Here is a 21,677-nt window from a genome sequence, read left to right on the forward strand (position 1 = left end):
GGCGCTAATCCTCGCTCGACGCCGCCGAGCGGTTGCGCAAATAGGCCTGCGACAGCAGGAAAAATAGGGCGCGCTCGCCGTGATATTTGGCTGACGGACGCGTGCGCTCGAAGCCATCGGCAAAAACCTTGCCGGACTGGTCGCAGACCTGCCACCGCCAGCCGAATCGTTTGCGCCTGGTGAGGATCACTTCGAACATGCCGACGCGCTTGGTCCCCTGCTCCTTGCCGGCCACGCAAGCCTACCCGAGGCCGCGCCGGCGTCCCCATTGGACGGATGCCCGACATATAACCCAGCGGGACGGAAAGCGAATGAAATTGATTATCGGAAATGCGTATCTTGCAAAGGTGTGACGACGTCGCGGTGAGGCTGGAATAAGTCGATGCCGCCGGTGTTTCCAAATCCTTCGACGGAGCTTGGTAGCGCTTACAGCGGTATGCAAAGCGAAACACAGTGCGGAATGTCTAGTAAGCAAACGCTCACCGGACGTTCGCAACAAATGTTAGGTCCGTCTCGCGTCTGGAGATGCGCTGGATGAGAAGCGCGGTGCGATTTTGCGGAGGCCGCAACTACCGCGCCACGACTTCGACCTCACCATCCACGCCGTTGACGACGTTGAAGCCGCGCTCGTAGACCTTGCCCTCGTTCTTGGCGATGGCGCGGTATTCGCCTTCGGAGAGCACAACGCGCGGGAAGGCGCCGATCGATTCCTTGATGACGTCGCCGCCGGGCGTCAGCACCGACCAGGCGGTGTTGGCGAGCGCCTCGCCGCCCTTGTCGCTGACGAGCTTGAGCGTGATCACGGCAGCGCGGTGGGTGATGGTGACGTCGGTGAGCTTGCCGGTCTGGACGCGGATGTCCGAGCGCACCACCGAATTGGCGTCGCCGTAATTGGAGATGATGTAGTAGGTGCCTTCCGGGATCAGCACGACGTCGCCGGCGGCGACGTTCGGCACCAACGCGGCGCGCTCGCCGGATTCGAACTGGCTGCCCTTGTAGATCGCAAACGAGATCTGGTTCTGCGGAATGCGGCTGGTGCCGACGCGGCCCTCGATGCGCAGGCCCCCGGCCGGCAGCACGAAGGACTCGCGGTCGGTCTCGGCCTTCAGGCTGACGGTACGCACCGCGCTGACGAGGCCGAAGGCGACGTGCACGACGTAATTACCGGGCGGCAGCACGATGCTGGGGGTGGCGCTGCGGTCCTCCTTGATCAGCCTGAAGGTGCCGTTCTCGTCGGGACGATCGGAAAAGACGCGCCAGACCAGGCCGCCGTTGATCGCCGGAGAATCCTTGCCGTATCTTGCGGTCAGCGACAGCACACCCTGGCCCGGCACGGCCGCGTTGAGCGGTGCGGACGGCGGCACGGTCGACACGGCCGGTGGCGGCATGCTCGGCGTATTCGGCTGGGTCAGGGTCGGCGGCAGGCTCGGGGGAGCGGCGCCGGGACCGGACGGCGGGGCGAGGCTGACGGCGCCGCCGGGATCGGGCACCGAGGCTGGGGGCACCGGCGGCGGACGATCGGAGAAAAGCTGCGCCCGCGCAGCGTTTTGGCCCGAGGTAACGAGGCACGCGGCCAAGGATGCGGCAAAGACAAGCGCCGGCAGCAGCCTGCCGCCGCGCCGCCATCTGATGATGCCGTCACCCCCTGGAGTCATGCCTCCTGCTTTTCACCGAAAACGCGGCAAATTCAAGCCTCTGAAATCCCATGGATTACGGTTCTGTGGAACCCGGTTGACGCCTGCGTGATTAGATCTGAGGCAACGGGTTCTCGCCACACTCCTGCCCCCTGCGTCCCGAACGCTATAAACCATGCTTTGCCCTGTTTCTGGCGAAGTGGAAGCGCGGCGCCTACTCTGGAGTGAGCAAGGCCCGGAGTGGGAGAATTTCGGTGCTGGATATGTTGAGAGGTCGGGGTGTGAACGGCGCAAATGGCGAGAAAGTCGGTCTCGGCAGTATCCGCCGGCCCGTTATCGGTCTTGCCCTCGGCGGCGGCGCGGCGCGCGGTTTTGCCCATATCGGTATCATGAGAACGCTGCTGGCCAACGGCATCGTGCCCGATGTCGTGGTCGGCACCTCGATCGGCGCCGCGGTCGGCGGCGCCTATGCGGCCGACCGGCTCGACGCGCTGGAAGACTGGGCCCGCAGCCTGCAAGGCGTGCGCAACATCCTCGGCTATCTCGACATCCGGCTCAACGGTTCGGGTCTGATCGGCGGCGAGAAGCTCGCAAGCCGGCTGGAGCAATCGATCGGCCAAACCCTGATCGAGGACCTGCCGATGAAATATGCCTCGGTCGCGACCGAGGTCCGGACCGGCCATGAGATCTGGCTGACACGCGGCCGTCTGGTCGAGGCGATGCGCGCCTCCTATGCGCTGCCCGGCATCTTCGCGCCCGTGATGGTCGGCGATCGCTGGCTGGTGGACGGCGCGCTGGTGAACCCGGTGCCGGTGTCGGCGGCGCGGGCGCTCGGTGCCGAAATCGTCATCGCGGTCAATCTGTCCACCGACATCTTCACGCATTCGACGACGATCCATGCGCATGGGGCGATGCCCGTGCCTGTCGCCACCCCTGTCACTGAAGAGACCCCGGCCAAGCGGCGTTTTCCGCGCATCTTCTCGGCGGAGAGAACCGTCAAGCGCGAGTTTTTCGGCACTGCCGGCCGTCCAGGCATCTCGTCGGTCATGATCGATGCCTTCAACATCATGCAGGACCGCATCACCCGGGCGCGGCTCGCCGGCGATCCGCCGGATCTTCTGATCACGCCGCGGGTCGGCCAGTTCGGCTGGTTCGACTTTCATCGTGCCGAGGACCTGATCGCGCTCGGCGCGCGCGCCGCCGAACGCGCGCTCGAACAGATCCAGGAAACGATCCACGTGCTGGCGCCCGCGCCCGCAGGCGCCGCGCCAAAAGCGGTCGAATAAGACCCGACGCGCGTTGAGATCAGGGATCGTCATCGCGCTTCAGGTTATTGTTTGAGCATGATCTTTTCGGAAAACCGCTGCGCACTTTTCCGGATCAAGCTCCTCAGGCCGTCTTGATGTAGTCGCGCAGGGCTTCCTGTTCGGACTCGTATTCGCGCACGCGCCATTTGACGACGTCGCCGATCGAGATCAGCCCGACAACCTTGCCGTTGTCGACGACCGGCAGATGGCGGAACTTGCCTGTGGTCATCATCTCCATCAGCTCGGCGACCGTGTCGGTCTCCTTGCAGGTCACGACCTTGCGCGTCATGACCTGGGAGACCGGCTCGTCCAGCACGCCGGCGCCGCGCTCGCCGAGCACGCGCACGATGTCGCGCTCGGACAGGATGCCCTCGAGCCGGCTCTGGTCCATCACCAGCACCGCGCCGATCTTCTTCTCGCCGAGCAGCTTGATGGCAGCGGCGAGCTTGGCGTCCGGCGCGACGCTCATGATTTGGTGGCCCTTGGTATTGAGAATGGAACGTACCGTCATTGTTGCCTCCCTGAATCGGACCCGTCCGCTTTGCGCGGTCCGGACTTGTTCGCGAGTCTTCAACTAACAGTTTCAGCGCCGGTTGCAGGCTCGAGCGCTTTGCGAAGTGCAGCCTCCATCGGCTTGCTGCTTCGGAACATTTTTCGAAGGGAATGATGGATGAATTCGGGCCGCGCCGCAAGCGCCGCCTCAAATACCGTTTGAAATGTCCTGTGATGACGCATCCGCAGCATCATCGCTTCGCACGCGCGGCACCGGATCGAACAGCGTGAACAGCAACAAGCCTGCGAAGAAGCCGCCGATATGCGCTTCCCAGGCGACACCTGCGCTATCGCCTTCGACGCCGATCCCGCCGACGCCGAAGATGATGTTGAGGGCGAACCAAACGGCGAGGAAGCCGACGATCCGTCGATCGCGCAGCGCCCGAAACAGCGGCAGCGCTGGAACTTTTGCGGCGGTATCGGCGTCCGAACGGCTGAACGACAGGAAGCTGCCACGCACGAAGGCGAAGCGGATCGCCGCCGCCATCGCGCCGGAGACCGAGGCCGAGGCGCCGATCATCGGCACCACCGCATGCTCGTGGGTGACGAGATGGGCAAGTGCGCCGGCCGCCGCCGTCACCGCCAGGAACACGAAGAAGCGCAAAGCCCCGAAGCGCCGCGCCAGCGCGCTGCCGAACGGCAGCAGCCACAACACATTGAAGGCGAGATGGGTGAGATTGGCGTGCAGCAGCGAATAGGTGACGAAGGTCCAGACCTTGGCGCCGGCGCCGCCCTCGAACTGCAGATTGACCAGCGAGGAATCGTAGCGCTTCGGAATGAAGCCGAAGACGTCGATAGTCCAGTTCTCCAGCTCCGGCGGCAGCAGCACCCGCAGATGGATCAGCGCCAGCAGGGCGACATAGGCCGTCAGCGGCCACGGCAGGGTCAGGATCGGCTCGCGCGGGGCCTCTTCGACGACGACCTGATGGTCGGGCGGGGGTTGTGACGGGGAATCCAAGGCGGTTTCGCTTTCAGGCGCGATCGAGGCAGAGGGCTTCTCGAAGTAAGGGATTTGGAGATAGTCGCCTTTCCCGACCTTGCGCAAGTGCACGAAAGGAAAAGGCAGGGCCCTGGGAAAGCCCTGCCCGTCCGTGTCGGCCTTTCCGGCGCTATGGGAGAACAAGGTGTATCCCCACCCCTCCCCGCGGCCAGTGACCAAACTGTTTGACGCCCGTGTACAGGCCTCGCCGAGAACCTGGAGAAAGCGGCAAGGCTTGTGACCGGTATCACCATAGCAGGCGTGCCGGACAGGCAAAGCGCATAGTTAATTTAACGTTAACGGCACAAAACTGGCGGTGCGGGCGGCAAAAACGCGTCCGCGGCATGGACGCTGCAATTCCCCTCCTGCACAACATCAAAGGGATCTCAGGTGCGCTGAAGCGGGACAGCTTTGTCCCATGAGGTTGCGCCGAGGGTAAGCGTCGAACATGAAACATCCATCGAGCCGCGCATTCTTCGCGTATTGGGACAACAAGCGCGGCAGCGCGCGGGCCCCTGACCGGGCCGATATCGATCCGGCCGCGGTGCGCGAGCTGCTCGGCGACATCTTCGTGCTGTCTTGCGAGCAAAAACTCGGCTTTCCGTTCCGCGTCGCCGGCACGCGGGTCTGCGCGCTGGCCGGCCGCGATCTCAAGGACCAGGGCTTTGCCGCGCTGTTCACCGACGCGAGCCGCAGCGAGATCGAGGAGATCACGACCATCGTCGCCGAAGAGACCTTGGGCGCGATCGCCGGCCTCACGGCGCAGCGGGAGGACGGCAGCAAGTCGCATCTCGAGCTGCTGCTGCTGCCCTTCAACGCCCGCCCGCATACACCAGTCAGCGTGACCGGCGTGCTCGCGCCGTTCGACGATGAATGCGGCGCGCTCGGCCCGTTCACCGTCACCTCGTGGCGCTACCTGCACCAGCCGGAGAAACTGCTGCCGCGCGCGATCCGCAAACTGCAGATCGCCCGCGGATTGATGGTGTATGAGGGGATAAGGTAGAGCAACGATCGCGCCGTGCGCGCAGCGTGTGAAAACGGCCCGACCATCGTTTTCTGAATCAGACGACGATCAGAAACGTCGACCAAAGGCGTGGGCCCAAGGCTTGGGCACAAGGCTTGGGCCGAAGCCTTGCGATCGATCAACGGAACCTTACCTGCCAGGATACGTTGGCTTTTGCCGCCCGAGTATCTGCGCGGCAACGCGGCTCGGCTGAGACGATGCGTTTCCCAGCCGCTTCCGTCGAGGGATAAACACCCGTGATGGAGTACGCGACCAGAGTTGGCAATCGCCTGTTAGCTGCGTTACCGCCGGCCGATTTTGCTTTGCTTGCGCCGCATTTGCGGAAAGTACCGCTCCAGCACGACGCAGTCCTGCTTCGATCGGGCGACCGGATCGATCACATCTACTTTCCCTGTAGCGGCGCAATCGCCCTCATCATGGAGCTGCCAAACGGACAGACCGCCGCAACCGCCGTGGTCGGCAACGACGCCGCCATCGGCCTCATGACGGCGCTAGGGCCCGTCCGCTCACCCATGACCGCGGTCGTGCGCGTCGCCGGCACGGCGTTGCAGATATCACCCACGCGATTTCAGACGGCGCTCGAACGCAGCCCCGCGCTCAGAGGTTTGGTTCAGATTCTCACCAGGGCGCTGATGACGCAAATCCAGCATGTCGCAGCCTGCAATGCACTGCACTCCGTCGAAGCCCGCCTGGCCCGCTGGCTGCTTCACATCCACGATCGGGCCGATGGCGGTGACGTCCTGCCCTTGACGCAAGAGACGCTGTCGGAATTGCTCGGCGTCCGGCGTACCACGGTCACGCACGTCATCGGGACCCTTCGAACGTCAAGGGCGCTGAAATCCAGCCGGCGCGGTCAACTCGAGATCGACAGGCAGCGCCTCGAAGCCGTCGCATGCGAGTGCTACAAGGTGATGAGCCGAAGGATCGACCGGATCGTTTCGCAGGATGCCATGAAGCTGCTTCACGCAGCGCCGCCGCCGAACGATTCCCTGTCCCCGGACGTCCCGTTCGCCAAGGCCGACTCGTAGACCCAGGCCTCCTTGGCGAACCACTCGTGTGTCGCCGCGCACATCTTGCAATAGGTCCGCGAAAAGAACACTGCAGTGCACCGAAACCTTTCGCGATCCATCTCGATGCCCGTCGAAATGACCCTTCCCGTTTCCGGGCACTTGATCACTACCATACCCATCCCGATTTCCTCCAGCTTGGCATCACCTCGACTATGAGGCGCCGCAACCGGCTGGACGGCATCTTTTCTTGCGAAGACGCTCACCCAGCCGGTCCGCGCGGCCAACCACTTCGATTCAAGCAGCGCTACGCAATACTCGATTCAAGCTCTGCTTGATCGGCTCAGCCGTTTCGGTCGCAACCCTCTGGGCGAGGTCCCAAAGCTCGCGATTCTGGGCCGAAGCTGTTTCAAGGATCTCGCGGCTATGGGCGGTGGAGAGATCTACGAGATCGGCAAACGACCTCGCATCGACGAGCTGGGAAAAAAATTCGAGCGTGGAGGTGGTGTTGGCGTGGGATATCTCGATGACCTTGGTGCGGTAGTCGGCGGCCCGCTGGGAATTGGTCGTGCAGGCATCGCAGAGAGCTGCGGTGATCTCCTCCGAGGTCGCCTTGATCTGCGCAAAATTTGCCTGGGCCCGTGTCGCGCCCTGTTCGGCGAGATTGCCGAAGATCGTCTGCATGTTGAAGAACGGGACGTCGAACTGGAGCTTTGCGCTTCCGTTGGGTGCTCCGTTTTGCGGAGCAGCATTCGTTTCGGCGTTCAGATTGGCATCACTCACGGGCTTTCATCCTTTCAAGCGAAACTAGATAATGGATTGAAGACTCCCCGACGCATCCAGGTGCTTGCCGCACCGGGACGCCAGTGCTCCTGCTTTCATGTTGGTGGGATGCGCTGCGGATGAACGCCCTCGCCCCCTGCCGAAGCCGATTATGCACAACGAAAGTCGAAGCTTCGGTTCGCTTTCAGACTCTTCGCTTGATTTTATTCGAATCATGCGACGAAGCGGCGCATCACCGCATCGCGCCTCTTCAAAGTTGCTGCAATCGCATACGCCAACTTGAGATCGGCGCAAGCTTGCGCCGGACATCGCCCGCACAAGCGATGCCCGGCCGCATCATCGATCCATCACGGCATCGCCAGATGCCAGGCGCCATTCAGGAAATCATCGCCGGTGATATCGCCGGGCTATTGCTCGATGCGGGCCAAGATATTCTTGGCTGCGCGCATCAAGGCGGCGGAATAGATTGCGGTTGATGATACGGAGCAGCGAAGATGAGCACGCCTCGATGGCGCGGCGCGCACGCCACCGATCTCGCAGCGATCAGCGCGATCGCGGCGCGGATCCATCCCGATCTGCCCGAGCGGCCGGAGGTGCTCGCGGAAAAGATGCGGCTCTATCCGGATGGCTGCCGCGTGCTCGCCGCAGGCAGCGGGATCGCGGGCTATGGCCTGGCGCATCCCTGGATGCAGCAACAGATCCCGCCGCTCGACGGTTTCCTCGGCCCATTGCCTGAACATGCCGACTGTCTCTACATACACGACGTCGCGGTGCTGCCCGACGCCCGCGGCGGCGTGGCGCGCGGCTATGTCGCCGACATTGAACAGCTCGCGCGATCATCCGGCATCACGATGCTTGCGCTGGTCTCGGTCTATGGCACGCGCGTGCTGTGGGAGCGTCTCGGCTTCCACGCCATCGGACCGGATGCGGCCTCGCGCGACAAACTGGCGTCCTACGGCGCAGGCGCAACCTACATGCTGCGCGAGCTTGCCGGGTAGCCGCCCCTCCCCGCGCGCGGCCTCACACGGGCGTGAAGCCAATCCTCGAACTGGTTTCGATCAGCTTCCGTCGAAGGATCGAGCGAGCCGTTCCGGTCTCGCCGAACCGAGGCTGGAGATTTCCCATGAAATTCACATTGCCCACACTTGCTTTGACAGCGCTCGTCGCCACGACCGCGTTCACTGCAACCAACGCCAATGCGGTGCAATTCCATACCTATCGCTGCGACATCGATTTCTTCGGAGGCTGCGGCATCATCCCGCTACCGGACCCGCCACCCGCGCGGCGTCACGTCGTTCGCGTCGACCGGGATACGTCGCCGACCTACATGAAGCAGATCGACCCGCGCTACAGCTCCTCCATGCGTGACGCCGGCGGCGGAGGTGGAGGTGGCGGCGGAGGGGGCGGCGGCCGCTGAGCCCACGGCTAACTTTTCAGACGATGTCGCCGGTGCAATCCGACGGCATCTTGCTGCCTGCGCCATCGGCGGCCGCTCAGCCGCGGCGCTTCTTCTTGTTCTTCTTGCCCGACGCGCCCGGCCATTCGGTGACCGACGGCGCGTATTTGGCGTCACCGGATTTGTTTCCGAATGTCTTGTTCTTCTTCCCGAACGCCGGCTTGCCGGATTTGCCGCCGTCGTGCGGCTTTGCGTGGGGCTTTGCGTACGGCCTGCCCTGGTGCTTCGCGTCAGGCTTTCCCCGAGGCCTGTCGTGCTGCTTCGGCTCACCGACGTTCCAGGGATCGTCGCTGTGGCGAACGACATGAGCGTCGTCACCGTCATCGCGCTGCGGAGCGCGTGGGCGCTTCTCCACTGCTGCCGCCGCCTGCGGCGCCGCGGTCACCAGCTCGATGCGGATGCTGTCTTCCTTGTCCGGTCGCTTGACCTTGGCTGCAAAACTTTCCGCGACGCGCTCGGAGATCTCGAACTCGGTGGTGGTGTCGCTGATCTTGATCGCGCCGATGTCGCGCTTGTCGATGCCGCCGCGGCGGCAGATCATCGGCAGCAGCCAGCGCGCCTCCGCATTCTTGCGGCGGCCGATGGCAGCCCGGAACCAAACCGTCGGCTCCGCCATGACATGCTTCGAGGACCCTTTCGCCGATTTGGCGCGAGGACGCTCGGAGCGATCGTCGCCGCGCGGGGCGCGATCGTCGCGGCTGCGATGCTCGCGCCGTCCGCGCTCCTCGCCGGGATCGATGATGTCCTCAGGCGACGGCAGCCGGGCGCGATAGAGCCGCGCAAGCGCGGCGGCGATATCCTCCGCCGACCGCTCGGCCAACAGAGCCTTCGCCAGCTCCAGATCGTCTGATGTTGTCTCCTCGGTGAACAACACCTCCTTCATGCGCTCATGATCGAGCTTGCGGATTTCATCCGCCTGCGGCGCCGTGCCCCAGACCGCCTCGGTGCCTGAGAGATTGAGCAGCAACTCTGCACGACGCCGTCGTGCCGGCGGCACCAGCAGCACGCTTGTGCCCTTGCGGCCCGCGCGACCGGTGCGGCCCGAGCGATGCTGCATCACCTCGGGGTCGTTCGGCAAATCGGCGTGAATGACGAGATCGAGGCTCGGCAGGTCGATGCCGCGCGCGGCGACGTCGGTCGCGACGCAAACGCGGGCGCGCCCGTCCCGGAGCGACTGGAGCGCCAAAGTGCGCTCGTTCTGCGTCAACTCGCCCGACAGCGCGACCACGGAGAAGCCGCGCTCAAGCAGTGCCGCCTGCAAATGCCTGACCGCATCGCGCGTGTTGCAGAACACCAGCGCGCTCGGTGCCTCGTAGAAGCGCAGCACGTTGACGGCCGCATGCTCGACATCACCGGGAGCGACCCGGATGGCACGGTACTCGATGTCGGCGTGACCGCCCTCGTCGCCCGCGACCTCGATGCGAAATGCGTCCTGCTGGTACTGTTTCGCCAGCGCCACGATACCGCGCGGAAAGGTCGCCGAGAACAGCAGCGTGCGCCGCGTCTCCGGCGTGGTCTCGAGGATGAACTCCATGTCCTCGCGAAAGCCGAGATTGAGCATCTCGTCGGCCTCGTCGAGCACGACGACCTTCAATTCGGAGGTGTCGAGGCGGTTGCGCCTCAGATGATCGCACAGGCGGCCGGGCGTGCCGACCACGATGTGGGCGCCGGCGGCGAGCTCGCGCTGCTCGCGGCGCGGGTCCATGCCGCCGACGCAGGAGACGACGCGCGCCCCGGCATGCTGATAGAGCCAGGTCAGCTCACGCTGGACCTGCAAGGCGAGCTCGCGGGTCGGCGCGACGATCAGCGCCAGCGGCGCCGCGGCCTGCGCGAACCGCTCGGCGTCGCCCAGAAGGTCCCTGGCCATGGCCAGCCCGTACGCAACGGTCTTCCCCGAGCCTGTTTGCGCCGACACCAGGAGGTCGCGGCCGACAGCATCCTCGCCGAGCACGGCGAGCTGAACAGGTGTCGGTGAATCATAATTGCGCTCGGCCAAAGCACGGGCGAGCGGCGGGGTCAGGGCCGGAAAAGACACGGAATGGAAAACCTTGGTTGGTCCGGGCGCGGAACGGAAAGAGCCGAGGGACCTTGACGCTGCAATCACTGCAGAAGGCCCGATCACACCCTTGATGATTTCGATTTGGACGCTCTTTACGCCAGAAGCTGTCAAATCACCATGGCTTTGATGCATGGCATTGGCGACAGGGTGAACAGGTGCGGGATGCTGGCCCTGCCCCAAACGCGATTTCGGGCCGGAATGGCGGACTTTTGCGGCCATCTCGCTTAAATTGCCCACGTTTGGACGTACCGGAATGGACGCATGGCCTCGTCGGACGAACGTCAGTGCGGCGAATGCACGCTTTGTTGCAAAGTGATGGCTATCGAGGCGCTCGCCAAGCCGGCAGGCAACTGGTGCGCGCATTGCAATCCCGGCCGCGGTTGCACGATCTACGTCGAACGGCCTACCGAATGCGGCAGCTTCAGTTGCCTCTGGCTCATCAACAACCTGCTCGACGCGCGCTGGAAGCCGAACCGCTCCAAGCTGGTTCTGACCACCTCGGAGGACGGCATCGAGATCCGCTGCGACCCCGGCGCGCCCCATGCGTGGCGCAGGGAGCCCTACGCCAGCGAGATCCGCGCCTGGGCCGAGGAAGGCGAGCGCGACGACATGACGGTCGTCGTCATCGTCGGCCAGCGCATGATCTTGATCACGCCGGAGCGCGAATTCGATCTCGGCATCGTGGGGCCGGATGACCGCATCGTGCGCGAGCTGGAGGGCGCGAAGGTCGTGGGCGCGACGGTGGTGAAGGAGCTTAACGCCGCCTCAGATTCCGTCGACGATTGACGGATGCATGCCCACTCGTCCCCGCCTACGGCATAGCAAGCGCGGCCCTAATCCCTTGATGTCACGGGCCTGCCGAAGCTTTCGGCCAGCCTTGCTCTGGCCCGCGCGACACAGTCTTTGGCCGCCCGACTTAAGGCGCGGATCGCGCGCCAGGCTTCGGTCGCCTGCAGCCATGCCTTCATCTCGGTGAACTTGCCGTAAACCCACGCGAACGCCGGGATCCGCATCAGCTTGTCGCGCGTCAGGTGAAACAGGCGCTCGACCAGCACAAGCTTGAGCAGCTCACAGCCGACGAACGCCGCCACGCCGCTCAGGAACTGACCTGTTGCAACGAGGTAAGCCGCCAGCGGCTTGATCGGCTCCAGAATGAGCACGGGCACGGAAAACAGCGCCAGCGACGGATAAGGCGGCAGCGATCTGATCCAGGCGCGGAGCCGTTTGAGCTCGAAATGCCGGGCAATCCAGCGCGAGATCGGCATCGCCACGGCCATGAACACCGCATCCACCAGGAAGTAGACGGCGGCCAGGACGTAGGTGATGGGTTCCAGGATTCGCTTCACGATATACTCTCCCGCAAACTCAAAGCCGGAACCCGGGCTTAAGTTTCACGCCCCAGTGGATCATTCGCGGATGCCCTGTGGAATTTGGCGGCATTCGGTTCCATCCACCTCAGATCTCGGCGTAGATTTCCAGAAGATTGCCGTCGGGATCCCTGAAAAACAACGTGCGATGCCCGAACGGCTGGTTCGTCGGCGGCGACAGCAGCGCCACGCCCTGCCGCACGAGCTCCTCGGCGCGGGCATCGACCTCCGCCGGCGAGACCTTGAAGGCCAGTTGCAGCGAGGCGCTCCCCGCCGGAATCGGAGCATCGGCCGCCGTGCGGCTCGGTCGCGCTAATGCAAGCGTGTTGCTCCCGATCCCATACTCGATCCAGTTCGGCGATAATTCGCGCAGCAGGGATAGAGCGAGCACGTCCTCGTAGAAGCGGCGCATCGCCGCCATATCGCGCACGAAGATGACGGTGTAGTCGATCGCGCGGATGGCGCTGAAGGGGGAACGGGTGCGCGGGTTGGCGTCTGTTGTCTGTTCGCTTGTCATCTCGTCCTTCATTCCAAACTCCGACTCGTAGCCCGGATTACGCTTCCGCTCCATCCGGGCTACGAGATCTCATTCCACCAGTTCCGGCCACGGCACGATGGTCGATTTCACTGTCTTCATCGCCATCGCATCCTTCACCGCTCGCGCGACGCCCGCTTCCGTGAACGGATAGATCGTCTGCATCTTCAGCCACGGATATTTATCGCGAGTGCGGTAGAGCATGTCGACGCCAAGCGGCAGATCGTTGCCGGTGAAGCCCCAGGAGCCGAGCACGTTGAGGTCCTTGGTGCAGATGCGATGCCAGGAGGTCTCGATCGAGCCGGCGTCGGTGAACTGGCCCATCTCGACATAGGTGCCGCCGTCGCGCAGCATCTCGATGCCTTCGGGGCCCGCTGATGGGTGGCCGGAGCAATCCATCACGAGATCAGCGCCGAAGCCGCGGACGATGTCGCGGACGCGCGCGATCCGCTGTTGCGGCGATGTGAGCTCCTCGATGTTCACGGTCGCCTCCGCGCCGAACTCGCGCGCGAGCTTTAGCCGCGGCTCCTCCGGCGCGCCGACGCAGATGACGCGCCCTGCCCCCATCTCCTTCGCCGCCGCGACCGCCAGAATGCCGATCGGGCCCGAGCCCTGGATCACGACCGTGTCGGCCCAGCTGAATCCGCCGGCGCGGCTGGCGCGGTTGAAGGCGCGGATGCAGGAGGTCAGCGGCTCCGACAGCGCGCCAAGGCGCAGCGACATGTCGTCGGGCAGCTTGTAGATCTTGGTGCCCGGCAGCATGTCGAGATCGACATAGACATATTCAGCCCAGCCGCCCCACATATGCGGCGCCTTGTCGAAGCCGAGATAGCGGCCGTAATAAACCGGCGTCAGGCATTTGTTGGCCGTTTGCGGATAATGAATGCAGTAATAGCAGCGGCCGCACGGCATCAGCGGCGGGATCATCACTTTCGAGCCGACCTCGAGCGGCTTGCTCATGAAGTCCTCGGTGAATTCGTCGCCGCATTCGACGATGACGCCGCCGAGCTCGTGGCCGAGCGTGAACGGCCAGGGCAGCGGCTTCGGCCAATGACCTTTCAAGATGTGCAGATCCGTGCCGCAGACGCCGCACGCCCCGATCTTGATCAGCGCACCCTTGCGGCCGACCTTCGGCCACGGCACGGACTTGATCACGGGCTCCGAGCCTGGTCCTGCGTGGGTGCAGACGCGGATTGAATCCATGGCAGCTTCCTCGCGGCCCGCTTGTTGTGTTTGATTGGTTGCTGGCCGCGCTCAGCCTATGACAGGTACGCCGCGTTGGGAACAGCAACGCAGGTGTTGACACTCTTTAGTTGTGTCCGCAGGTTGTGGATGCCGGAGCATCAAAGCGCGCCGTGTGGCCGCAGCAAGATTGTCGGGGTTCCATGACTGATAGCATACGTGCGCTTTTCGATTGCTGGGAGCGGGTCTGGCATGAGGGACGATTCGATCTGGTCCCAGACTGCGTGGGATCGCATTATATCCGTCACGATGAGAGAGGCGACCGAAGCGTCACGCGGGACGAGTATGCTGCGGAATTGCAGATGGTGCATCGAGACCGGCCCGGAATCCGCGTTGTGGTGCATGATCATTCCTTCACGTTCGACCGCGCGTGGTTCCGATTTGCGTTCGTATGGCCCGATCCCGCAAGTGGCGAAAAGCGCAGCCGCGCCGGAATGCAAAGCTATCGTATCGAGGGCGGCAAGTTGGCCGAAACCTGGATCACGATGCTCGGCCTTGGTACCACATGGGCCGACGAGCCCCAGGATAGCTGGACCTGCCGCAAGAAGTGAGGAAGGCGCCGGCTCGGGACGCCGCTCGTCCCGCCGTCGCGATTTTGCAGCGCCTGTGCATGGTCCATAGCGGAACGACGTCACAGCTAGCATGCAAGGCATGGCAGGTCTTCGACCACGTGCAAGCTCTTGAGCGTCCGCAGGTGAGCGTGTAAGGCCGGACAGTCCCTGCCCAGGTGCCCGCTTGAATCCCCTTCCCCAAAATCCCATGACCGCGTCCGGATCGTTCGCGGCAATGAAGTCCGTGCCGTACCGGCTGCAGTTCATCGCCTATGTGCTGGCGATGATGGCTGACAATATCGAGCACGTGATCAGCTATTGGGTGGTCTTCCAGAAATTCCACTCGCCGACGCTGGGCGGCTTTGCCGTGCTGTCGCACTGGCTGCCGTTCCTCTTGTTCTCGGTCGTGGTCGGCGGGCTCGCCGACCGGTTCGATCCGCGCCGCATCATCCAGTGCGGCATGCTGTTGTTCATATTGGCTTCGGCCGGTTGGGGCTTCTTCTTCATCACCGACACGATCCAGATGTGGCACGCGATGCTGCTGCTGGTGATCCATGGCTGCGCCGGCGTGCTCTGGCAGACGCCGAACCAGCTGCTGCTGTACGATCTCGTCGGTCCTGCGGACCTTCCGAGCGCGGTGCGGCTGAATGCGATGGCGCGCTACCTCGGTATTCTGGTCGGCCCGGCGGTCGGCGGAATCATCATGCTGAGGCTCGGCCCCTCGCACGGCATCATCTTCAACACGCTGTTCTATCTGCCGATGCTGCTGTGGCTGTTCTGGGCGCCGGTGCGCGACGGCAGCCTTGCCGTGCGGCGCTACGCCGTGCGTGGCTTTGCCGACATCTTGCTGACCATCCGCGCCATCGGCAGCCAGCCGGTGCTGACGGCGATGACATCGCTTGCCGGCCTCACCTCCTTCATGATCGGCAACGCCTATCACGCGCAGATGCCGGGCTTTGCCGGCGATCTCGGCCATGGTGATCCCGGCGTGTCCTATAGCGTGCTGCTCGCGGCCGACGCCGGCGGTGCACTACTCGCCGGCATTGCGCTGGAATCGTGGGGACGCCTCAAGGGCACGGCGCGCACCGCGATCACGCTCGCGATGCTCTGGAGCGTGGCGCTGCTCGGCTTTGCCTCCGTGCGGATCTATCCGGTCGCGATCGTGCTGCTTTTCTGCGCCGGCTTCTTCGAGCTGTCGTTCAACACCATGGCGCAGGCCCTGGTGCAGCTGAATGCGCCCTCCGACATCCGCGGCCGTGTCGTCGGTCTTTATAATATGGCGGGACTTGGCATGCGGGCGTTCAGCGGCATCACCGTCGGCGTCTTTGGTGCGGCGATCGGGATTCACTGGTCGCTGGGCCTGTCGGCCGCAGTGTTGCTGGCCGTGCTTTGCCTACTTTATGGGCGTGCGACCAGGACGGCCTAGACTAGGGGGCCGGCCGGTTGCCCCGATCGCGGAGCCACCGGAGAACAGGCCGCCCCTGATGTGGCTTTGTCCGTCATCGCCGCGCCAAATCATAACGTGGCATTAACCCTATGCACCTTAGGGTCGTGTCGGACTCCGCCCGGGCGGGGGGTCGGGTAGTGAAAATGGCGTTGGCGAACAAAAAATTTCTTCCGGCCGCCGAGGAACGTCGGCGTTTCCAGCGGGTGAAGGTGCACCTGCTCGGCCGTTACATGCTGCCGGATCGCCGTGAATTCCCCTGCCAGGTGATCAACATGTCGCCGGGGGGCCTTGCGCTGCTCGCGCCCGGCATCGGCAATGTCGGCGACCGCGTGGTCGCCTATCTCGACCATATCGGCCGGGTCGAGGGCAAGATCACGAGGATCATCGACAACGGCTTCGCCATGACGGTGGGCGCGACGCCGCGCAAGCGCGACAAGCTCGCAGCCCAGCTGACCTGGCTCGCCAATCGCGACATCCTCAACCTGCCGGAAGATCGCCGCCACGACCGTATCGTGCCGCGCAACCCGATCGCCGTGCTGACGCTCGAGGACGGCACCAAGATGACCTGCCGCATCATCGACCTGTCGCTGTCGGGCGCGGCGATTGCGGCTGAGAACCGTCCGCCGCTGAAATCGACCGTTCTACTCGGCCGGGTCCAGGGCCGCGTGGTGCGAAACCTCGAGGACGGCTTCGCGCTCGAATTCATGCACGAGCAGCCGATCGAGACACTCGAAGAGAGCGTTACCGCGCGGTAAAGCGCGACGGCGTCAAAACCCCGGTTTTTCCAGCTCCGAAGGCGGCCTCTGCGATGCAGACGCCGGCTTTTTCGCGTCTCGCGGACCGCTGCAGGCGGTTAACGCCCGGCCTGTCCCCCCGCTCAAGCCGCGGTTCCCTCAGTGTTTCCGCGTTAATTGCTACAATTTGAATCAATTGCAGTATTCTCAAATTTTAATCGAGATCTATTCAAGTATAGAGCGAATTCGCTGCCAGTTTTACTTGCATTCGTCTCGACTTGACTTGGTCGACTTAGCGGCAACGCAAAAGCTCCATGCGAAATGTGGTCCCAACAAGAAACGGGGGCCGCAATGTTGGATTTCAGGGGACAGGGAAAAGCATTGGCGCTCGCCGCCATGCTGTTCGGAATGAGCGCGGCGGTGCAGGCCGGCGAAAGCCGCCTGCTCTACGCGAGCCTCGGCGACACCACGCGCGCGCCGATCGGCTGGGTCGAGTTTTGTGCAGAGAACGCCGCTCAGTGTCAGGGCGGACCGACGCAACCACGCGACATCGTGATGTCGCAGGCCGCGTGGCGCGACCTGACCAAGGTCAATCGCTGGGTCAACGAGACGATCAAGCCTCTGACCGACGAGGAGCACTGGGGCGTCGTCGAGAAATGGTCGTTGCCGACCGACGGCTACGGCGACTGTGAAGATTACGTGCTGTTGAAGCGCAAGATGCTGATGGATGCCGGCTGGCCGCGCGAGGCCCTGCTCATCACTGTGGTGCGCGACAAGAAGGGCGAAGGACACGCGGTGCTGACGGTGAAGACCGACAAGGGCGAGTTCGTTCTCGACAATCAGAACGAGAACGTCGTCGCTTGGACGGAGACCGGCTACCGCTTCGTCAAGCGCCAGTCGCAAAGCGATCCCAACGTCTGGGTCTCGCTTGGCGATACCAAGCCGGCGGTCTCGACCGCCAGCGCAAGAGACCAGTAGTTCGATCAGTGGCAACGAGACAACAGGTTACGCGACCCGGTCACATCCCCACCCCTCCCCGTCCCAGACCGGTTCGCGCGCGGCCAGGCTTCCCCCAAAGCCTGGCCGCAACTTTTTAGGGCGCTTGTCAGCGCGGCAGGATGTTCTTGTAGATCCTGCCGTCCTTCATGATCACCACGAAGCTCTTCGCGGGATCCGCGACGAGGTTGATGTTGTCGAGCGGATTGCCGTCGACCAGCAGAAGATCGGCGAGCGCGCCCTCTTCGACAACGCCGAGCTTGCCGGGATAGGGATTGCGCAGGCCGGAGAGGCTCAACAATTCCGCATTGCTCGACGTCGCCATGGCCAGCGCTTCGGCCGGCGTGTACCAGCGTGTCAGTGCCGCCAGCAACGACCCCTGCCTCTCCGCCTGGGCCCGCGAGAACAGGATATCGGTGCCGAAGGCAGTCTTGAGGTGATACTTTTTCGCCAGCGCATAGACGCGATCGGTGCCGGCGACGACCTGCTGCTTCTTGTCCCGCTCCGACGGCCCGAGCGCGGCGGCCGCGCCGGACATCTCGAGGAATGGCTGGGTGCTGAGCCAGATCCCCTTCTCGGCCATCAGCTTCGCGCTCGCTTCGTCCATCAGATGGCCGTGCTCGATGCATTTCACGCCGGCTGCGATCGAGCGCTGGATCGCGACCGGCGTATAGGCGTGGGTGGCGACATAAGTGCCCCAGTTGTCGGCGGCTTCGACGGCGGCGCGCAGCTCGGGCTCGGTGAAGGTCGAGACGTCCAATGGACTGAACGGCGAGGCCACGCCGCCGCCCGCGGTGAGCTTCACCTGCGAGGCGCCCTGCATCAGTTGCTCGCGTGCGCGCACGCGCACTTCGTCCGGGCTGTCGGCGACCATGCTGCCGCCGATCTGCTCCATGCGGCTGAGCATGCCACCGAGGGTTCGCGGCAGGTCGGAAAGCTGACGGAAGTCGCCATGACCGCCGGTGATGGTGATGATGGCCCCCGACGGATAGATGCGCGGTCCGGCGACAAGCTCCTCGTCGATGGCCTGCTTGAGGCCGAAGGTCGGTCCGCCCATGTCGCGTATGGTGGTGAAGCCGCGCATCAGCGTTGCCGTCGCTTCGCTGGCGGCGAGCAGGTTGTTGTAGCCGATATCGCCGGCAATCGCCGCCATTGGCGTCGGCCGCACCAGCATCGCGTGCCAATGCGCATCGATCAGTCCCGGCATCAGCACCCGGCCGCCGCCGTCGACGACCTGGCCAGTGGCCCCGACGTCCGCGGTCGAGATCTTCTCGATCTTGCCGTCCCTGACGAGGACATTGGATGGCACCGAGAGCGTCGCGTTCTTGCCGTCGAAGATCTTGACGTTGCGGAACAGGACGGCGTTGTCCTGTTGAGCCGGCACGGGCGATGCGATGCAGCCAATCGTTGCGAGCAGCGCCGTGAAGCCGGCTAGCCTAGGCAATCCCGACATGTTCGATCTCCCCGCGCCAACTCCACAGCGGATTCGCTGATGCCAGAGCAGCTCCGAGAACTCGTTGCGCGAACGAGAGTTGACGCCTGCCATCAAGCAGAGTCAATTTACAACTATAGAGCGATTTGGTATTGTAGCCATACGAGCCCGACGGAGATGCATGTCCAGAATTAATCCATCGGGAAATGCTGGCAGATGAGTAAGCGAGGCTGCCTCGGTTGCATCGAACTCCAACCAAAGCTCGAGCAACGCAATCGATCTCAGATCAACGCAAGATTGCGACCATCGCCGACAGGCGTACGATAGCGCAGTCTGCACAGCAGCGAACAACGCGCAGCAAGTGCGAGGCGTAACATGGTGGCACAAACAAGCGACGGACACCTCCTGCTCGTCAAGAAACTCGGCGGTCTCTTCGCAATCATCTTCGGATGCCTGCTGATCGCGGTCGGCGTGACCTTTGAATACGGCGGCGTAACTTTCACCGGTGTGCTGCTGCTGGTCGTTGGCGCTGTTCTGCTGGTGTTGAAGATCGTCAGGCGCAACGAAGGATCTTCGTTGCCATAGCCGGGCGATGCGGCTCGCCTCAAGCCCCGAGCACGTCGGCAAGCCGCAACTCGTCCACGGCGGGATCCTTCAGGAACAGCTCGGCCTCGATCTCGTTCAGATGCGACAGCATCCGCGTGCGCGCAGCCTGCTTGTCGCGCTTGTGAATCGCAGTAACGATCTCGGCATGATGATCGGTGCCGCAGGCGGGCGTGTCGTGACGGCGATAGAGCAGGATGATGAGCGAGGAGCGCGCGATCAGTTCCTTCAGGAAGCCGAGATAGATGCTGTGGCCGCTCATCTCGGCGATGAGCCGATGAAATTCGCCGGAGAGCCGGACCGAGGCGCGCGCATCACCGCGCAGTTCGGCTTCGCGCTCCTCGCTGAGGTGCTGCTGAAGGCGCTCGATCCACGCGGGCGAAACGGCATCAACGGCGTGATCGACGATGGTGGGCTCGATTAGGCGGCGCGCCTCGAACACCTCGCGGGCATCCGCAGGCGTCGGGCGGGCAACGAATGCACCTCGGTTCTTCTCGATGTTGACGATGCCCTCATGCGCGAGCTGCTGTAGCGCGGTGCGGACCAGCGTGCGGCTCGCACCATAGATCTCGCCGATCTCATCCTCGCCGAGCTTGGTGCCCGGCAGCAGGCGATGCTCAAGGATCGCCGCGGTCACACCCTCCCTGATCCGGCTGACGCGATCGCTCGCGTCGGGCGCATCGGGCTTCGGGCGGGATTTGGCGGCCATCAGTTCGAAGTGTTGGGTTTGAGGACGCGATCGGGCGTTCGGCCTTCGATGGTAATCGACGAGCTGTATCCAATCACAGGCGAAACTTTATACAATCTTCGCCCATTTTGTGTGCATGCTCCTGCCGACCCGAGGCATCGCCCAAACACGCTGGATTCGATCTAACGATCTGACTCCGCTGCACAGTTTTCGAATTCAGGAATATTGGCGCTGTTGGCACGGACCTTGCGGAGAGAGGCGGAGCACCGCCCTCCTCTCGGACACGCCATGGCCACTCCTGCCGCTCTCGAACTGGTTGCCGTCACCAAGCGCTATGACGCGACGGTAGCGGTCGACAATGTCAATCTCAAAATCCCGGCCGGTACCTATTGCTGCCTGCTCGGCCCGTCCGGCTGCGGCAAAACCTCGACGCTTCGCATGATCGCCGGTCACGAAGCGGTCAGCGAGGGCGACATCATCCTCGGCCCGCAGAACGTCACGGACCTCGAGCCCGCCAAGCGCGGCACGGCCATGATGTTCCAGTCCTACGCATTGTTTCCGCACCTCACTGTGCTCGACAATGTTGCGTTTGCCCTGAAAATGCGCGGCATCGACAAGCCGACGCGCCACAAGCGTGCCGGCGAGCTGCTCGAACTCGTCGCGATGAGCCCCTATGCGAGCCGCCTGCCGGCCCAGCTCTCCGGCGGCCAGCAGCAGCGCGTGGCGCTCGCGCGAGCGCTGATCACCGAGCCGCAGATCCTGCTGCTCGACGAGCCGCTGTCCGCGCTCGATCCGTTCCTGCGGGTCAAGATGCGCGGCGAGCTGAAACGGCTACAGCGCGAGCTCGGCATCAGCTTCATCCAGGTCACCCACGGCCAGGAAGAGGCGATGGCCCTCGCCGACCACATCGTGGTGATGAACCAGGGCAAGATCGAGCAGCAGGGCACGGCCCGCGACATCTTCCACCATCCCCGCACCGAATTCGTGGCGCGCTTCATCGGCGGCCACAACGTCCTCAGCGACGCCGGCAAGCTGATCGCCGTGCGCGCCGATCAGCTCGGCATCGTGCCGTTCGTTGATGGCGCATTCGGCGCGCCGGCGCTGCTGACCCAGACCGAGTACCAGGGCTCCTATGTTGCCGTCTCGCTCACGCTGGACGACGGCACCGCCCTGTTCTCCCATCTTCCCGAGTCCACCTTCGACGTCCATCCGTTCCGGCCGGGCGATCGCGTGCTGGCCACCTGGGATCCCGCCAAGGCGCAACGTCTACAATAGCGCCGT

At 63.8% G+C, this 21,677-nt stretch carries 24 protein-coding genes; 13 read left to right on the plus strand and 11 right to left on the minus strand.

What is annotated here, in order from left to right; genetic code table 11:
• Positions 1-4: 4 nt before the first annotated feature.
• Entirely contained in the window at positions 5-235 is a 231-nt protein-coding gene (locus HYH07_RS11330; protein ID WP_312016658.1) for a hypothetical protein, read from the minus strand.
• Between the two features lie 334 nt (positions 236-569).
• The gene (locus HYH07_RS11335; RefSeq protein ID WP_220002574.1) at positions 570-1,655 is read right to left on the minus strand and encodes a hypothetical protein; all 1,086 of its coding nucleotides are present in this window, start codon (positions 1,653-1,655) and stop codon (positions 570-572) included.
• Between the two features lie 233 nt (positions 1,656-1,888).
• Between HYH07_RS11335 and HYH07_RS11340 the strand changes: the two genes are divergently transcribed.
• Positions 1,889-2,920 carry a patatin-like phospholipase family protein gene (locus tag HYH07_RS11340; RefSeq protein ID WP_220002575.1) on the plus strand — a complete coding sequence of 344 codons (1,032 nt, stop codon included), beginning with the start codon at positions 1,889-1,891 and terminating at the stop codon, positions 2,918-2,920.
• A 103-nt stretch (positions 2,921-3,023) separates the two neighbouring features.
• Here HYH07_RS11340 and HYH07_RS11345 read toward each other — a convergent pair whose 3' ends face one another.
• Positions 3,024-3,452 (minus strand): CBS domain-containing protein, encoded by a 429-nt coding sequence (locus HYH07_RS11345; protein ID WP_220002576.1) that lies wholly within the window; start codon positions 3,450-3,452, stop codon positions 3,024-3,026.
• Positions 3,453-3,641: 189 nt separating this feature from the next.
• Entirely contained in the window at positions 3,642-4,451 is an 810-nt protein-coding gene (locus HYH07_RS11350) for a rhomboid family intramembrane serine protease (protein ID WP_220002577.1), read from the minus strand.
• A 469-nt stretch (positions 4,452-4,920) separates the two neighbouring features.
• Here HYH07_RS11350 and HYH07_RS11355 point away from each other — a divergent pair, with 469 nt between their 5' ends.
• Together HYH07_RS11355 and HYH07_RS11360 are read left to right on the plus strand one after the other, a co-directional pair.
• Positions 4,921-5,475, plus strand: a complete 555-nt coding sequence (locus HYH07_RS11355; protein WP_220002578.1) for a PAS domain-containing protein — start codon at positions 4,921-4,923, stop codon at positions 5,473-5,475.
• Between the two features lie 260 nt (positions 5,476-5,735).
• Positions 5,736-6,524: a Crp/Fnr family transcriptional regulator gene (locus HYH07_RS11360; protein WP_220002719.1), complete on the plus strand. Its 789-nt coding sequence runs from the start codon at positions 5,736-5,738 to the stop codon at positions 6,522-6,524.
• A gap of 276 nt (positions 6,525-6,800) precedes the next feature.
• On the opposite strand, the gene HYH07_RS11365 is transcribed toward HYH07_RS11360, so the two are convergent.
• Positions 6,801-7,187, minus strand: coding sequence for a phasin (locus HYH07_RS11365; RefSeq protein WP_228749413.1), 387 nt, complete (start codon positions 7,185-7,187; stop codon positions 6,801-6,803).
• A gap of 218 nt (positions 7,188-7,405) precedes the next feature.
• Here HYH07_RS11365 and HYH07_RS11370 point away from each other — a divergent pair, with 218 nt between their 5' ends.
• The 3 genes from HYH07_RS11370 to HYH07_RS11380 all read left to right on the plus strand — a co-directional run bounded on the left by HYH07_RS11370 (position 7,406) and on the right by HYH07_RS11380 (position 8,703).
• Positions 7,406-7,762 carry a hypothetical protein gene (locus HYH07_RS11370; protein WP_220002580.1) on the plus strand — a complete coding sequence of 119 codons (357 nt, stop codon included), beginning with the start codon at positions 7,406-7,408 and terminating at the stop codon, positions 7,760-7,762.
• An 18-nt stretch (positions 7,763-7,780) separates the two neighbouring features.
• Positions 7,781-8,284, plus strand: a complete 504-nt coding sequence (locus tag HYH07_RS11375; RefSeq protein WP_220002581.1) for a GNAT family N-acetyltransferase — start codon at positions 7,781-7,783, stop codon at positions 8,282-8,284.
• Between the two features lie 125 nt (positions 8,285-8,409).
• Positions 8,410-8,703 (plus strand): hypothetical protein, encoded by a 294-nt coding sequence (locus HYH07_RS11380; RefSeq protein ID WP_220002582.1) that lies wholly within the window; start codon positions 8,410-8,412, stop codon positions 8,701-8,703.
• A 76-nt stretch (positions 8,704-8,779) separates the two neighbouring features.
• Here the strand turns inward: HYH07_RS11380 and HYH07_RS11385 are convergent, their stop codons facing one another.
• On the minus strand, positions 8,780-10,777 hold the full coding sequence (locus tag HYH07_RS11385; RefSeq protein ID WP_220002583.1) for a DEAD/DEAH box helicase: 1,998 nt from the start codon (positions 10,775-10,777) through the stop codon (positions 8,780-8,782).
• A gap of 285 nt (positions 10,778-11,062) precedes the next feature.
• On the opposite strand from HYH07_RS11385, the gene HYH07_RS11390 reads away from it, so the two are divergent.
• The gene (locus tag HYH07_RS11390) at positions 11,063-11,587 is read left to right on the plus strand and encodes a hypothetical protein (RefSeq protein ID WP_220002584.1); all 525 of its coding nucleotides are present in this window, start codon (positions 11,063-11,065) and stop codon (positions 11,585-11,587) included.
• Between the two features lie 47 nt (positions 11,588-11,634).
• Here HYH07_RS11390 and HYH07_RS11395 read toward each other — a convergent pair whose 3' ends face one another.
• The 3 genes from HYH07_RS11395 to HYH07_RS11405 form a co-directional block, all read right to left on the minus strand.
• On the minus strand, positions 11,635-12,147 hold the full coding sequence (locus HYH07_RS11395; protein WP_220002585.1) for a hypothetical protein: 513 nt from the start codon (positions 12,145-12,147) through the stop codon (positions 11,635-11,637).
• Between the two features lie 109 nt (positions 12,148-12,256).
• The gene (locus HYH07_RS11400; RefSeq protein WP_220002586.1) at positions 12,257-12,697 is read right to left on the minus strand and encodes a VOC family protein; all 441 of its coding nucleotides are present in this window, start codon (positions 12,695-12,697) and stop codon (positions 12,257-12,259) included.
• A 57-nt stretch (positions 12,698-12,754) separates the two neighbouring features.
• Complete coding sequence (locus HYH07_RS11405) at positions 12,755-13,906, minus strand: zinc-binding dehydrogenase (RefSeq protein WP_220002587.1); 1,152 nt, start codon at positions 13,904-13,906, stop codon at positions 12,755-12,757.
• A 182-nt stretch (positions 13,907-14,088) separates the two neighbouring features.
• Between HYH07_RS11405 and HYH07_RS11410 the strand changes: the two genes are divergently transcribed.
• The 4 genes from HYH07_RS11410 to HYH07_RS11425 all read left to right on the plus strand — a co-directional run bounded on the left by HYH07_RS11410 (position 14,089) and on the right by HYH07_RS11425 (position 17,655).
• Entirely contained in the window at positions 14,089-14,496 is a 408-nt protein-coding gene (locus tag HYH07_RS11410; protein ID WP_220002720.1) for a nuclear transport factor 2 family protein, read from the plus strand.
• 208 nt (positions 14,497-14,704) lie between these two features.
• Positions 14,705-15,922 (plus strand): MFS transporter, encoded by a 1,218-nt coding sequence (locus tag HYH07_RS11415; protein WP_220002588.1) that lies wholly within the window; start codon positions 14,705-14,707, stop codon positions 15,920-15,922.
• Between the two features lie 164 nt (positions 15,923-16,086).
• Positions 16,087-16,698, plus strand: coding sequence for a PilZ domain-containing protein (locus tag HYH07_RS11420; RefSeq protein ID WP_057744308.1), 612 nt, complete (start codon positions 16,087-16,089; stop codon positions 16,696-16,698).
• 330 nt (positions 16,699-17,028) lie between these two features.
• Complete coding sequence (locus HYH07_RS11425; protein ID WP_220002589.1) at positions 17,029-17,655, plus strand: transglutaminase-like cysteine peptidase; 627 nt, start codon at positions 17,029-17,031, stop codon at positions 17,653-17,655.
• Positions 17,656-17,782: 127 nt separating this feature from the next.
• On the opposite strand, the gene HYH07_RS11430 is transcribed toward HYH07_RS11425, so the two are convergent.
• Complete coding sequence (locus HYH07_RS11430) at positions 17,783-19,126, minus strand: amidohydrolase family protein (protein WP_220002590.1); 1,344 nt, start codon at positions 19,124-19,126, stop codon at positions 17,783-17,785.
• Positions 19,127-19,480: 354 nt separating this feature from the next.
• Here HYH07_RS11430 and HYH07_RS11435 point away from each other — a divergent pair, with 354 nt between their 5' ends.
• On the plus strand, positions 19,481-19,690 hold the full coding sequence (locus HYH07_RS11435; protein WP_220002591.1) for a hypothetical protein: 210 nt from the start codon (positions 19,481-19,483) through the stop codon (positions 19,688-19,690).
• Positions 19,691-19,709: 19 nt separating this feature from the next.
• Here HYH07_RS11435 and HYH07_RS11440 read toward each other — a convergent pair whose 3' ends face one another.
• Positions 19,710-20,417: a GntR family transcriptional regulator gene (locus HYH07_RS11440; protein ID WP_220002592.1), complete on the minus strand. Its 708-nt coding sequence runs from the start codon at positions 20,415-20,417 to the stop codon at positions 19,710-19,712.
• Positions 20,418-20,684: 267 nt separating this feature from the next.
• On the opposite strand from HYH07_RS11440, the gene HYH07_RS11445 reads away from it, so the two are divergent.
• On the plus strand, positions 20,685-21,671 hold the full coding sequence (locus tag HYH07_RS11445; RefSeq protein ID WP_220002593.1) for an ABC transporter ATP-binding protein: 987 nt from the start codon (positions 20,685-20,687) through the stop codon (positions 21,669-21,671).
• Positions 21,672-21,677 lie beyond the last annotated feature (6 nt).

The organism is Bradyrhizobium sp. BR 10261 (assembly GCF_019455395.1).
Classification (GTDB): Bacteria; Pseudomonadota; Alphaproteobacteria; order Rhizobiales; family Xanthobacteraceae; genus Bradyrhizobium; species Bradyrhizobium manausense.